The organism is Thiomonas intermedia, assembly GCF_002028405.1.
GTDB lineage: Bacteria > Pseudomonadota > Gammaproteobacteria > Burkholderiales > Burkholderiaceae_C > Thiomonas > Thiomonas intermedia.
In genome coordinates, this window is the sequence record NZ_CP020046.1 from 204,285 (window position 1) to 217,567 (window position 13,283).

Genomic DNA, 13,283 nt, shown 5'->3' on the forward strand with positions numbered 1-13,283 from the left:
CTCCTGAGTGGGGTGGGAATCAGAACGTGCCGTTAAGCGAGAGGTAAAAGCCCTTGTTGCTCGCCTGGAAGGGCAAGGGGCCGAGATCGGCATAGGCTGCCGTCAGCGACAGGCTCTTGTTCGGGAAGTAGGCGACGAAGACGTCTTTCATCGTCCCGGGCGAGCCGATGGCCGTCGCGCTGGAATTGATCGGGTACTTCATGTTGTCAGGCTGCTGGCGAAACTCGCCGCCCACGGCCACGTCCGGGCGCAGGAAGACCGCGGCCGATCCCTCGAGCTCGGCGTGATAGCTGTCGTCGCTCTTGGTCCCCAGCGCCCCGGCGATGCCGTTGTTGGCGTTGGTGCCAAAACCCAGCAGACCCATGGCGTTGGCCTTGGTGCCGCGCAGGGTGAGATTGACCAGGGTCACCCGGTGGAACAGTCCGTTGAGGAAGACCTTGGTGGCGGCCACGTAGAAGTCGGTGCCCGAGTCGCTGGCCGCGCCGAGGAATTTGGGAATGCCAATGGGTCCAAGGCCCGAGAAGTTGCTGTCGAAGTCGTTGTTCTTTTTGTACTTGATGCCCACAGACACCTGCGGATAAGGCGTGTAGATCAAGTCGCCAAACAGCCGCGCCTTCAAGCCCAGCACATCCATGCTGATGGTCTGGTTGCCCAGATTGATGCTCGGCGCCACGCCACCGCTATTGACCACCCCCAACCCACCGGGCTGATTGCCCAGCACACCCAGACTGGACAGGCTGCCAAGATTGACGTTGAGGTTCTCGTGCGCCACAGAGATCTCGAAGCGGTTGTGGATGCCCACGGCCGCGCCCAGCGTGGTCAGGCCATAGTTGGGCACGGTGACGTAGGTGCCCGTGACCGAACCGCCGACCTCGTCGCCCGTGTCATAGCCGGCAATCACGGCCCAGGGGGTGATGCCGCCCCCGGTGGAGCCGCCCACCTCGGTGACCCCGCTGGTCGCCAGCAAGCGGCTGCCCTGCGCATGCGCCGCGCCCATCCCCCAGACGCCAAGCCCCGCCACGGCCGTCGCCGCCAGGGTTCTCTTCCAACGATGTGCACTCATGGTCTCGCTCCTTATGGTCAGACGTTCCATTCCACGCGCGTGAAATGACCGCAGCGCAATCCGGCCCCTGCCGTTTTCCGCCTGCGATGCAGGGCATACGCGCCCCCCGCAGCGGCGGATTCAGCAAAACCGCAGAAAACACCGAGAAAGATGTAACGTTTTGCATCGAAGCACGCCAATGCATCGCTCCTGCGGCGCGTTTAGCATGGGCTCATGAACACCGATCACACCCCCACCCCGTCCGACCGGCTGTATTGGGAAGACTTTCCCTCGGGCGCCGTACGCGAATGCGGCAGTACCCAGGTCAGCCGCGAAGCCGTACTCGATTTCGCCCGCCAGTTCGATCCCCAACCTTTTCACGTCGACGACGAGGCGGCTCGGAACTCGCTGTTCGGCGGTCTCGCAGCCAGTGGCTGGCACACCTGCAGCATGGCCATGCGCCTGATGTGCGACGCCTATCTGTTGCGCTCGACCAGCCTGGGCTCTCCCGGGTTGGACGAGCTGCGCTGGCTGAAGCCAGTCCACCCCGGCGACGAGCTCAAGCTGCGCATGACCGTTCTGGACGCCCGCCCCATGCGCAGCAAACCCGACGTCGGGCTGGTCCAGTCTCACTGGGAGCTGTTCAACCAGCACGGCGACTGCGTGCTGAGCATGAAAGGCTGGGGCATGTTCCGGCGCCGATCCCCAGGTGCCGAGACGCCACCGGCGACCTCCGGCTAAGCGCGTCGCGGCACGCCGCGCGGCGTGCGCCCGCCCACCATCCGGCGGTGGCAAGGAAATTGCACACGGCTCGAACAGCCTGCCGTGAAAGGGGCGCGTCTGCTCTGCCCCCCTAGCGCACGGCTCGGTTTCGTGATCGACGTCAATTTCACGGGAATGGGGCATGCGGCGCCATACGGATCCGCACGCCGGTCCTTACACTCAAGCTGGATTTTTCTCATGGTCACGCCCAAGCAAGCTGAACACAAGATGAGCGCTTCCCCGGTGTTTGACATGGTGTTGTTCGGCGGCACTGGCGATCTGGCCATGCGCAAGCTGCTGCCTGCGCTGTTCCAGGCGCACCAATCCGGTACCTTGCATCCGTCGGGGCGCATCTTTGCACTGGGTCGGGGCATACTCAGCCGCGAGGCCTATCTGGAGCAGGTGCGCGCGCAGTCCGGTCCGCACCTCAAAGCCGATTTCGACGCCCCCGCGTGGAGCGGTTTTATCGAGCGCATCGAGTACGCCAAGCTTGATGCGTCGCACCCCGAAGACTTTGACGCCCTGGCCGCGCGGCTGGGCACGGACGGCGAGCGCGTCACCGTCTGCTACCTCGCCACCGCCCCCGCCCTGTTCGCCCAGATCTGCGCCGAGCTCGCCCGCGTTGGGCTCAACCACCCCGGCGTGCGCGTCGTGCTGGAGAAGCCCCTGGGCCACGACCTGGCCTCCTCCGACGCCATCAACGCCGCCGTGGCCCCGTCCTTCGCCGAGCACCAGCTCTACCGCATCGACCACTACCTGGGCAAGGAATCGGTGCAGAACCTCATGGCCATGCGCTTTGGCAACGTGCTGTTCGAGCCGCTGTGGCGCCGCGAGTGGGTGGACAACGTGCAGATCACCATCGCCGAGGATCTGGGCGTGGGCGGCCGCGGCGAGTTCTACGACAAGACCGGCGCGCTGCGCGACATGGTGCAGAACCACCTGCTGCAACTGCTGTGCATGGTGGCCATGGAGCCCCCGGCCAGCCTGCAGGCCGACGCCATCCGCGACGAGAAGCTCAAGGTGCTGCAGGCGCTCAAGCCCTTTGCCGAGGCCGATGTGGCCGCGCGCACCGTGCGCGGGCAGTACCGCGCGGGCGCCATCGACGGCCAGCCGGTGGGGGGCTATCTGCAGGAAGCCGACATCGAGGCGGCCAGCCGCACCGAGACCTTCGTGGCGCTCAAGGCCGAGGTGGTGAACTGGCGCTGGGCGGGGGTGCCGTTCTTCCTGCGCACGGGCAAGCGCATGGCCGAGCGGCTGGCGGAGATCGTCATCAGCTTTCGGGCCGTGCCGCTGCACCTGTTCGGCGGCGTGACCGCGCTGCAGGGGGCCAACCGGCTGGTGATCCGGCTGCAGCCCGAGGAGAGCATCAGCCTGCACTTTCTGGCCAAGGAGCCCGGCGACGGCATGCGGCTGCATCCCACGCAGCTCGATCTGGACTTCGAGGCCACGGCGCAAAAGCGCCGGGCCGATGCCTACGAGCGGCTGCTGCTTGATGTGATCCGCGGCCAGCTCGGGCTGTTCATGCGCCGCGACGAGCTCACCGCCGCCTGGCGCTGGGTGGAGCCTATCCTGGAGGGCTGGGCGCGCAACGCCGAGGCGCCCAAAACCTACACCGCAGGCACCTGGGGACCAGCCGCCTCCAGCGCCCTGCTCTCGCGCGACGGCGCATCATGGCATGAGGAACTGTGAACGATGCTGCACATCTGCTCAACTCCGCAGGACCAGATCGCGCGCCTGGTGAGTGCGCTCACCGCCGCGCTCACGCAGGAAATTGACCACTATGGCCGCGCCGTGCTGGCCGTCTCGGGCGGGCGCTCGCCCATTCCCCTGTTTCAGGCCCTGGCACGGGCGCCTATCGAGTGGGCGCGTGTCACCATCACCCTGGTGGACGAACGTCTGGTTCCGGCCGATCACGCCGATAGCAACGCAGCCCTTGTGCGCACCCATCTGCTGACGGGCGATGCGGCGCAGGCGCGCTTCCTTCCCCTGGTGGACGTTCCGCACGACCTGGCGGGATGTGTGGCCCGCGCCAATACCCGGTTCCGCACGCTGGGGCAGCCGCTCACCGCCGCACTGCTGGGCATGGGCGACGACGGCCACACGGCGTCGCTGTTTCCCGATGCCGCCGAACTGGCCGACGGGCTCGACCCCGCCTATGCCCAGCCCTATCTGGCCGTGACACCGCCGCGCGCGCCGCATGCGCGCATCAGCCTGAGTCTGGCGACCTTGCTGGGCACCGATCGCTTGCTGCTGTCGATCGCCGGCGCGTCCAAGCGCGACGTCTACGCCCAGGCCAGTCAGCCCCCCCCGCGACCGATGCTCCCCATCAGCTACCTCATTCAACAGCAGCAGACCCCTTTCGATGCCTACTGGACACCCTGACCCTCTTCTGCGGACGCCCGCCGTCCACGCGCCATGAGTTCCAACCCGAACGCCTCACGCTTTACGCGAGCCAGTGGCGTGCTGCTGCACCTCACCAGCCTTCCCGGCCCCCACGGCAGCGGCGATCTCGGATCGGCGGCCTACCACTTCGTCGACTGGCTGCAGAGCGCGGGACAATCGCTCTGGCAGTTCCTGCCGCTGGGCGACATCGGCCTGGGCCACTCGCCCTATATGAGCCGTTCGGCCTTCGCCGGCAATGTGCTGCTGATCGACCTGGCCGAATTGCACCAGCGCGGCTGGCTCGATGCCGACGATCTCACCCCCGCGGCAGGTCTGGCGGATGACCGCGTGGCCTTCGACCGGGTCATTGCCTTCCGCATGGAACGGCTGCGCCGCGCCGCCGCGCGCTTCGCGGCGCAGTCCACGCCGCAGGAGCGCGCCGAACTGGCCGCCTTTCGCGCCGAACACGCCGCGTGGCTCGACGACTACGCCCTCTTCATGGCCCTGTCCGAGCAGTTCGGTGATCGGCTGTGGAGCACCTGGGATGCCCCACTCGCGCAACGCAAGACTGCGGCACTGAAGCAGGCCCGAACCGAGCACGCCCCGCGTATCGACTTCTGGGTGTTCGCGCAGTGGAGCTTCTTCCGGCAATGGGCGGCGCTGCGGGCCTACGCGAACGGCAAGGGCGTCAGCCTGGTGGGCGACATGCCCATTTTCATCTCCCTCAACAGCGCCGACGTGTGGGCGCGGCCCGATCTGTTCCAGCTCGACGACGCGGGCAAGCCCACCGTCGTGGCCGGCGTGCCGCCCGACTATTTCTCCGCCACCGGACAGCGCTGGGGCAACCCGCACTATCGCTGGAGCGCGCACGCCGCCGAGGGCTACGCCTGGTGGATCGCACGGCTGCGCGCCACCTTCGAGCTGGTCGACCGGGTCCGCATCGACCACTTCCGTGGTTTCGAGAGCTGCTGGGAAATACCCGCCGACCAGCCCACGGCCGTCGGCGGCCGCTGGGTTGCGGCGCCGGGCGAGGCGCTGTTCGAGGCCGTGTCCCGTGCTCTGGGGCCACTGCCCATCATCGCCGAAGACCTCGGCGTCATCACTCCCGAAGTCACCGCGCTGCGCCAGCGATTCGGCTTTCCCGGCATGCGCATCCTGCACTTCGCCTGGGGGCAGGACGATGGCGGCCTCAACGCCTACCTGCCGCACAACTACACCCACGACACCGTGGTCTATCCGGGCACGCACGACAACGACACCTCGGAGGGCTGGTGGGCGCAGGCGCCCGAGCGCGTGCGCCACCACCTGCGCGAATACCTGGCCTGCGACGGCGGCGACATCGCCTGGACGCTGATGCGCACGGCCAGCGCCAGCGTGGCCGACATCGCCCTGTACGCCATGCAGGACGTGCTCCGCCTCGATGGCGCCCATCGCATGAATACGCCCGGCACGGCAGAGGGCAACTGGGGCTGGCGTTTCACCTGGGCTCAGGTACAACCGGCCCATGCTGCGGCGCTCAAGCGCTTCGGCCAGCTCTACAACCGTCTACCCACCTGAACTGGATCGCGCCCATGCTGACCGAACACGACATCACCGCGCTGGACCACGGCCGCCACGACGATCCGTTCGGCGTGCTGGGCATGCATCTGCGCGGTGCGGGGCTTTGGGTCAGCGCGGTGCTGCACGGCGCGCTGGGCGTGGAAGTCGTCGAACGCACCAGTGGCAAGATCGTCGCCACACTCGACCGGCTGGGCGAGACCGCCGTGTTCAGCGCCCGCATGGGCCGCCGGCGCAAAGCGTTCGACTACCTGCTGCGCGTGCACTGGCCGCCCTTGCGCGCCGGCGACCCGGACTGGGTGGTCGATCTCGAAGACCCCTACCGCTTCCCGCCGGTGCTGGGCGAGACCGATGCCTGGCTGCTCGCCGAAGGCACGCACCTGCGCCCCTACGAATGTCTGGGCGCTCACCCGGGTGACTTGCTCGGCGTGGCCGGCACGCGCTTTGCCGTGTGGGCGCCCAACGCACGGCGCGTTTCGGTGATCGGCGATTTCAACGGCTGGGACGGCCGCCGCCACCCCATGCGGCTGCGGCGCGAATGCGGGGTCTGGGAGCTGTTCCTGCCCAACGTCGGACGAGGCGCGCTCTACAAATTCGACATCCTCACCCAGCACGGCGAGATGATGCAGAAGGCAGACCCCCTGGCCTTCCGCGCCGAGCTGCGGCCCAACACCGCCAGCATCGTGCAAGGCCTGCCGCCGCTGCACCCAGTGCGCCCCGCCATGGCGCAGGCTAACGGGTTCGATGCGCCCATCAGCATCTACGAGGTGCATCTGGGCTCCTGGCGCAAGATGGAGGGCTGGCGCTGGCTGAGCTACCGCGAGCTGGCCGAGACCCTGGTGCCCTACGCCCGCGACATGGGCTTCACCCATCTGGAGCTGCTGCCCGTCAGCGAACATCCTTTCGACGCCTCATGGGGCTATCAGCCCATCAGCCTCTACGCCCCGACCGCGCGCTTCGGCACACCCGAAGATTTTCAGTTTTTCGTCGACGCGGCGCATGCCGCCGGGCTGGCGGTGATTCTCGACTGGGTGCCGGCGCACTTCCCGTCCGATCCGCACGGGCTGGCCAACTTCGACGGCACGCACCTCTACGAATACGCCGATCCGAAGGAAGGCTTCCACCACGACTGGAACACCCTGATCTACAACTTCGGCCGCACCGAAGTGCGCAACTACCTGGTGGCCAACGCCCTTTACTGGCTGGAGCGCTTCAACGTGGACGGCCTTCGGGTGGACGCCGTGGCCTCCATGCTGTATCGCGACTACAGCCGCCCCGCCGGACAGTGGGTGCCCAACCAGTTCGGCGGGCGCGAAAACCTCGAAGCCATCGATTTCCTGCGGCGCATGAACCACACCGTCGGCGTGCAGCGGCCCGGCGCCATCACCCTGGCCGAAGAGTCCACCGCCTTCCCTGGCGTGAGCCGCCCGCCCAGCGCCGACCTGCGCAGCGGAGGCCTGGGCTTTCACTACAAATGGAATATGGGCTGGATGCACGACACGCTGAGCTTCATGCGCCGCGACCCGGTGCACCGCCAGTTCCACCACAACGAGCTGACCTTCAGCATGATGTATGCCTATGACGAAAACTTCGTGCTGCCGCTTTCGCACGACGAGGTCGTCCACGGCAAGGGCGCGCTGCTGGCCAAGATGCCCGGCGACCGCTGGCAGCAGTTCGCCAATCTGCGCGTCTACCTCGGCTATATGTTCAGCCATCCGGGCAAAAAGCTGCTGTTCATGGGCGACGAATTGGCGCAAGGGCCGGAATGGCAGTCCGACTACAGCGTCGACTGGGACGCGCTGCTCCACGCGCCCAACCAGGGTGTGCAGCGGCTGGTGCGCGACCTCAACCTCACCTACCGCGCCCATGCGGCCCTGCACCAGCGCGACCATCACCCCCACGGTTTCGCCTGGATCACCTACGACGACGCCTCGCAGTCGGTGCTGGCCTTCGAGCGCAGGGCAGCCGACGGCGGCAGCCTGGTCGTGCTGTGCAATTTCACCCCGACGCCGCGCCCCGACTACCGCATCGGCGTGCCGCGGGGCGGGCGCTGGGAAGCCTTGATCAACACCGACGACCCGGTCTACGGCGGCTCCGGGCTGCCGCTGGCGCTGCACGAAGCCGAGCCCCGGCCCTCGCATGGCCGCGCGCATGCGCTGCAGCTCAGCCTGCCGCCGCTGGCCTGCGTCATCCTCAAGCCCGCGTCCTGATCGACGACCATGAACACGCCGCGCCGCGCAGGCAAACCCCGATCCACCCTCGCGCTGGCGCGCCTGCAAGCCGCGCGCGCCAGCAGCCTGGGCGCGCAGTTGCAGGCCGACGGCGTGCACTTCGCCCTCGCCGCGCCGCATGCGCAGGCGGTCGAACTCTGCCTGTTCGCACCCGACGGTCAGACCGAAATCGCGCGCCTGCCCCTGCCCGCCCCGCGCGACGGCATCTGGCAAGCACACCTGCCCGCCGACGCCAAGACCGCGCAGCAGCTGATCTACGGCTGGCGGGTGCACGGCCCCTGGTCCCCCAAGGACGGCCACTTGTTCAACCCGGCCAAACTGCTGCTCGACCCCTGCGCCCGCGAGGTGGTCGGCCACTACGACGGCAGCGATCTGCACCTCGGCTACGACCCCGCCCACCCCGACCGCCCCGACCCGCGCGACAACGCCGCCACCGCGCTCAAGGCGCGCGTGGTCGCCGATCTGCCGCCGCTCAAGACACCCCGCCCGGTCGTCGACCCGGCGCAGCGCGTCATCTACGAACTGCACGTCAAAGGCTTCACCGCCCAGCTTGCCGAGGTGCCCCCCGCCTTGCGCGGCAGCTACGCGGGTCTGGCGCACCCGGCCAGCGTGGCGCACCTCAAGTCGCTGGGCGTCACCACCGTCAGCCTGCTGCCCGTAGCGTTTCGCGCCGACGAGGCCCGGCTGCTGCAGATGGGCCTGAGCAATTACTGGGGCTACACCCCCATCGCCTGGAGTGCGCCCGAAACGCGGCTGTGGAGCGGCACGCCGGGCAGCACGCCCCGCAGCGAGTTCCGCGACATGGTCGAAGCGCTGCATAGCGCGGGTCTCGAGGTGATTCTCGACGTGGTCTACAACCACACCGCCGAACTCGACCCGCGCGGTCCCACCCTGTCGATGCGCGGCATCGACAACGCGCTCTACTACCACCGCGACCCCCAGGCGCCGCAGCAGGTGCTCGACTGGACGGGCTGCGGCAACAGCGTCAACCTCAACGAGCCACTGGTGCTGCGCGTGGCCATGGACAGTCTGCGCCGCTGGGTGGGTGAGTTCGGCGTGGACGGCTTCCGCTTCGATCTGGCCAGCACCCTGGCGCGCGGCCCGGCCCGGCTGGCGCACGAATTCCAGCCCGACGGCGCCTTTCTCAGCGCCATTTCCCAAGACCCGATGCTGTGCAACTGCCTGCTCGTGGCCGAACCCTGGGACCTAGGGCCGGGCGGCTACCGCCTCGGCGGGTTTCCGCCGGGTTGGCTGGAGTGGAACGACCGGTTCCGCGACACCCAGCGCGGCTTCTGGCTGCAACATCAAAACGCCCCGAGCGAATTCGCCACCCGTCTGGCCGGATCGAGCGATGTATTCAGCCCCGCGCTGCGCGGCGCGCACAGCAGCGTGAACTTCATCACCGCCCACGACGGTTTCACCCTGCGCGATCTGGTGAGCTACGCCCACCGCCACAACCACGCCAACGGCGAAGACAACCGCGACGGTCACGGTCACAACCTCAGCACCAACAACGGCGTCGAGGGGCCGACGCAGTCGCCCGACATCCTCACCGCCCGCGCCCGGCAGAGCCGCGCCCTGCTCGCCGTGTTGCTGCTCGCCCTGGGCACTCCGATGCTGCTGGCCGGCGACGAACTCGGCCACACCCAGCGCGGCAACAACAATGCCTACTGCCAGGACAACCCAACGTCCTGGATCGACTGGGCGCAGGCCGACCTCGGCCTGCGCGACTACGTCAGCGGCGTCATCGCCCTGCGCCGCGACCTGCCCGTGCTGCAGAGCCTGCACTGGTGGGCCCCCACCGCCACCGCTGCGCAAACTGGCGCCACCTGGTACCGCAGCGATGGCCAGCCGATGGAGCGCGCCGACTGGGAGCGCGACGATCACGGCGCCCTGATGGTGCAGCTCGGAGCGGCACGGCAGCAGGTTCTGATTCTTATCAATGCCGAGGGGCAAGAAGTGCCCTTTACCCTCCGGCCCGGGAACTGGATTCTTAGACTGTCCAGCGACAATGGCTTTGTCGCGCCCCTGGGCGAAACCCACGCGAAACCGCTGGGCCCGCAGCAGATGCTGCCGCCCACCAGCCTGTGGGTCGTCGCGCAGGAACCACCCGCCTCAACTCAGTCAGGAGAGTCACCGGCATGAAGCTCGTCGTTCGTCCCGCCAACCCCTTCGAAGGCCAGCGCCCCGGCACCTCCGGATTGCGCAAGAAGGTCAGCGTGTTCCAGCAGCCGGGTTATCTCGACAACTTCGTGCAGGCGCTGTTCAACGTCCTGGGAGACGCCCGCGGCAAGACCCTGGTGGTCGGCGGCGACGGGCGCTTCTACAACCGCGTGGCCCTCCAGACCATCTTGCGCATGGCCGCCGCGCACGGCTACGCCCGGGTGCTGGTGGGCCAGGGCGGCATTCTCTCCACTCCCGCGATGAGCGCCGTCATCCGCAAACGCGGCGCCAGTGGCGGCATCGTGCTGTCGGCCAGTCACAACCCCGGCGGGCCGCAAGGCGACTTCGGCATCAAATACAACATCGGCAACGGCGGCCCGGCGCCCGAGTCGGTCACCGAGGCCATCTATCTGCGCTCGCGCGAAATCACCGAAGTCCGCACGGTGGACAGCCCCGATCTGCCGCTGGACGCGCCCGGCACCCATGCGCTGCTGGACACGCAGATCGAGATCATCGACCCGGTGGCCGACTACTGCGCGGTGCAGCGCGAGCTGTTCGATTTCGACGCCATCCGCACCCTGTTCGCCCGCGGCTTCCGCCTGCGTCTGGACACCATGTGGGCCGTGGGCGGCCCCTACGCCCGCGCGCTGCTGGAAGGCGAGTTGGGCGCACCCAAGGGCACCGTGGTCAACGCCGAACCGCGCGAAGACTTCGGCGATCTGCACCCCGATCCCAATCCGGTCAACGCCACCGATCTCATCGACCACATGGCCGCGGCCGACGCGCCCGACATGGGCGCCGCCACCGATGGCGATGCCGACCGGAACATGATCGTCGGGCGCAACTTCGTGGTTTCGCCCTCCGACAGCCTCGCCGTGCTGGCGGCGCACGCCACGCGCATTCCGGGCTACGCGCCGGGGCTGGCGGGCGTGGCGCGCTCCATGCCCACCTCCACCGCGGTCGATCGTGTTGCCGCCTCGCTGGGCGTGGCCTGCTTTGAGACACCCACCGGCTGGAAGTTTTTCGGCAATCTGCTCGATGCCGACCAAGTCACCCTCTGCGGAGAAGAGAGCTACGGCACCGGCTCAAACCACATCCGCGAGAAAGACGGCCTGTGGGCCGTGCTGTTCTGGCTCAACCTCATCGCCGTGACCGGCAAGTCGGTGGAACAACTGGTGCGCGAACTGTGGGTCGCGCATGGCCGCTGCGTGTATTCGAGGCACGACTATGAAGGCATTCCCACCGAGCAGGCCGACGCGCTGATGCGCGACCTGCGCGCCGCGCTGCCTGAACTGCCCGGCAAGACCCTTGCGGGCGAGCCCGTGGCCGTGGCCGACGACTTCGCCTACACCGACCCCACCGACGGCAGCGTGAGCAGCCAGCAGGGCGTGCGCATCATTCTGCAAAGCGGTTCGCGCGTGGTGTTCCGGCTCTCGGGCACGGGCACCGAAGGCGCGACGCTGCGCCTCTACCTGGAACGCCACGAGCCCGACCCGGCACGCCACGATCTGCCCGCGCAGGAGGCGCTCGCCCCTCTCATCGCCCTGGCCGAGCAAGTGGCCCAGGTGCGCCACCACACCGGAATGAATGCCCCCAGCGTCATGACCTAAGCCCGCGTTTTGCCCTGAGCTTCACCCCTAAAACACACAGGAGACCTGCCATGAATCAGAACCGCCCGTTGAGCCAGGTGAACATGCAAGACCGCCAGATGCAGCCGCACATGCTGGTGCGCCGCTCCATCGCCCTGGTGCTGGCGGGTGGGCGGGGCTCCCGGCTGAAGCAACTAACCGACAAGCGGGCCAAGCCGGCGGTGTATTTCGGCGGCAAGTTCCGCATCATCGACTTCGCCCTGTCCAACTGCGTCAACTCGGGCATCCGGCGCATCGGCGTGATCACGCAGTACAAGTCGCATTCGCTGCTGCGGCACCTGCAACGCGGCTGGAGTTTCCTGAGGGCCGAGCTCAACGAAATGGTCGATCTGCTGCCGGCCCAGCAGCGCGTGGACGAGGAGCACTGGTATCGCGGCACCGGCGATGCGGTCTATCAGAACATCGACATCATCCAGTCGAGCAAGCCGGAGTATGTGGTCGTTCTGGCCGGCGATCACGTCTACAAGATGGACTACTCCATCATGCTGCAAGACCATGCCCAGAGTGGCGCGCAGGTGACGGTGGGCTGCATCGAAGTGCCGCGCGAAGAGGCCAGCGCCTTCGGCGTCATGGCCATCGACGCCGACCGCAAGATCGTCGAATTCGTCGAAAAGCCCGCCAAGCCCCCGGCCATGCCCGGCAACGACAAGGTCTCGCTGGCCAGCATGGGCATCTACATCTTCACCGCCAGCTATCTCTACCGCATGCTCGACGAAGACATGACCGATGCCACCTCCACGCACGACTTCGGCAAGGACATCATTCCCAAGGCCGTGCGGGAAGGCAAGGCGCATGCGCACCCGTTCTCGATGTCGTGCGTGCAGGGGGGGCAGCAGAGCCAGCCCTACTGGCGCGACGTCGGCACGCTCGATGCCTTCTGGGCCGCCAACCTCGATCTCGCCTCGGTCATGCCCGAACTCAACCTCTACGACACCGAGTGGCCGATCTGGACCAGCCAGCGCCAGCTCCCGCCGGCCAAGTTCGTGCAGGATCACCATGGCCGCCACGGCCAGACCATCAACATGATGGTGTCGGGCGGCTGCATCATCTCCGGCTCGTCGGTGAGCAACTCGGTGCTCTTCTCCAACGTGCGGGTGCACTCCTTCTGCGTCATCAACGACACGGTGCTGCTGCCCGATGTGACGGTCAGCCGTTCGTGCCGACTCAACAAGGTCATCGTCGACCGTGGCTGCGTGCTGCCCGAGGGCATGGTGATCGGCGAAGACCCCGAACTGGACGCCAGACGTTTCGAGCGCACCAGCGGCGGCGTGGTGCTGGTGACCAAGAAGATGCTGCGTGCCCTCGGCGAGGCCGAGCTCAACGAGGAAGACGATGACTGAGGCGCGCAACCCCCGCGCTCGCGCTGCCCGCTCGCAGCCCCCCGAGCAGGCCATCCCCACGCCGACCCACCTCGCGGACGGGGAGGGAGTGTCCTCTCCTCCCCCACAGGGTGGAGGAGGCCGGGAGGGGGAGACACCCGCCTTGGGGCGGCCCGGC

9 protein-coding genes are annotated in these 13,283 nt (G+C 67.7%); 8 read left to right on the plus strand and 1 reads right to left on the minus strand.

The genetic code is table 11. From position 1 onward, the window contains the following. Positions 1-19: 19 nt before the first annotated feature. A complete protein-coding gene (locus BVH73_RS00990) occupies positions 20-1,063 on the minus strand; it encodes a DUF3034 family protein (RefSeq protein ID WP_079415304.1) in 1,044 nt (347 codons plus the stop codon). A gap of 213 nt (positions 1,064-1,276) precedes the next feature. Between BVH73_RS00990 and BVH73_RS00995 the strand changes: the two genes are divergently transcribed. The 8 genes from BVH73_RS00995 to glgC all read left to right on the plus strand — a co-directional run bounded on the left by BVH73_RS00995 (position 1,277) and on the right by glgC (position 13,126). Next, the gene (locus BVH73_RS00995) at positions 1,277-1,783 is read left to right on the plus strand and encodes a MaoC family dehydratase (protein WP_079415306.1); all 507 of its coding nucleotides are present in this window, start codon (positions 1,277-1,279) and stop codon (positions 1,781-1,783) included. A gap of 249 nt (positions 1,784-2,032) precedes the next feature. Next, complete coding sequence (gene zwf, locus BVH73_RS01000) at positions 2,033-3,493, plus strand: glucose-6-phosphate dehydrogenase (RefSeq protein WP_079420207.1); 1,461 nt, start codon at positions 2,033-2,035, stop codon at positions 3,491-3,493. 3 nt (positions 3,494-3,496) lie between these two features. Next, the gene (gene pgl / locus BVH73_RS01005) at positions 3,497-4,186 is read left to right on the plus strand and encodes a 6-phosphogluconolactonase (protein WP_079415308.1); all 690 of its coding nucleotides are present in this window, start codon (positions 3,497-3,499) and stop codon (positions 4,184-4,186) included. 33 nt (positions 4,187-4,219) lie between these two features. Next, positions 4,220-5,743 carry a 4-alpha-glucanotransferase gene (gene malQ / locus BVH73_RS01010; protein ID WP_079415311.1) on the plus strand — a complete coding sequence of 508 codons (1,524 nt, stop codon included), beginning with the start codon at positions 4,220-4,222 and terminating at the stop codon, positions 5,741-5,743. Positions 5,744-5,757: 14 nt separating this feature from the next. Continuing rightward, on the plus strand, positions 5,758-7,953 hold the full coding sequence (glgB, locus tag BVH73_RS01015; protein ID WP_079415313.1) for a 1,4-alpha-glucan branching protein GlgB: 2,196 nt from the start codon (positions 5,758-5,760) through the stop codon (positions 7,951-7,953). A gap of 9 nt (positions 7,954-7,962) precedes the next feature. Continuing rightward, positions 7,963-10,119: a glycogen debranching protein GlgX gene (glgX, locus tag BVH73_RS01020; protein WP_079415315.1), complete on the plus strand. Its 2,157-nt coding sequence runs from the start codon at positions 7,963-7,965 to the stop codon at positions 10,117-10,119. Next, positions 10,116-11,747: an alpha-D-glucose phosphate-specific phosphoglucomutase gene (locus BVH73_RS01025; protein ID WP_079415317.1), complete on the plus strand. Its 1,632-nt coding sequence runs from the start codon at positions 10,116-10,118 to the stop codon at positions 11,745-11,747. Before glgX ends, BVH73_RS01025 begins: the two co-directional genes overlap by 4 nt. Positions 11,748-11,797: 50 nt before the next feature. After that, positions 11,798-13,126, plus strand: coding sequence for a glucose-1-phosphate adenylyltransferase (glgC, locus tag BVH73_RS01030; protein WP_079415319.1), 1,329 nt, complete (start codon positions 11,798-11,800; stop codon positions 13,124-13,126). Positions 13,127-13,283: the final 157 nt, after the last annotated feature.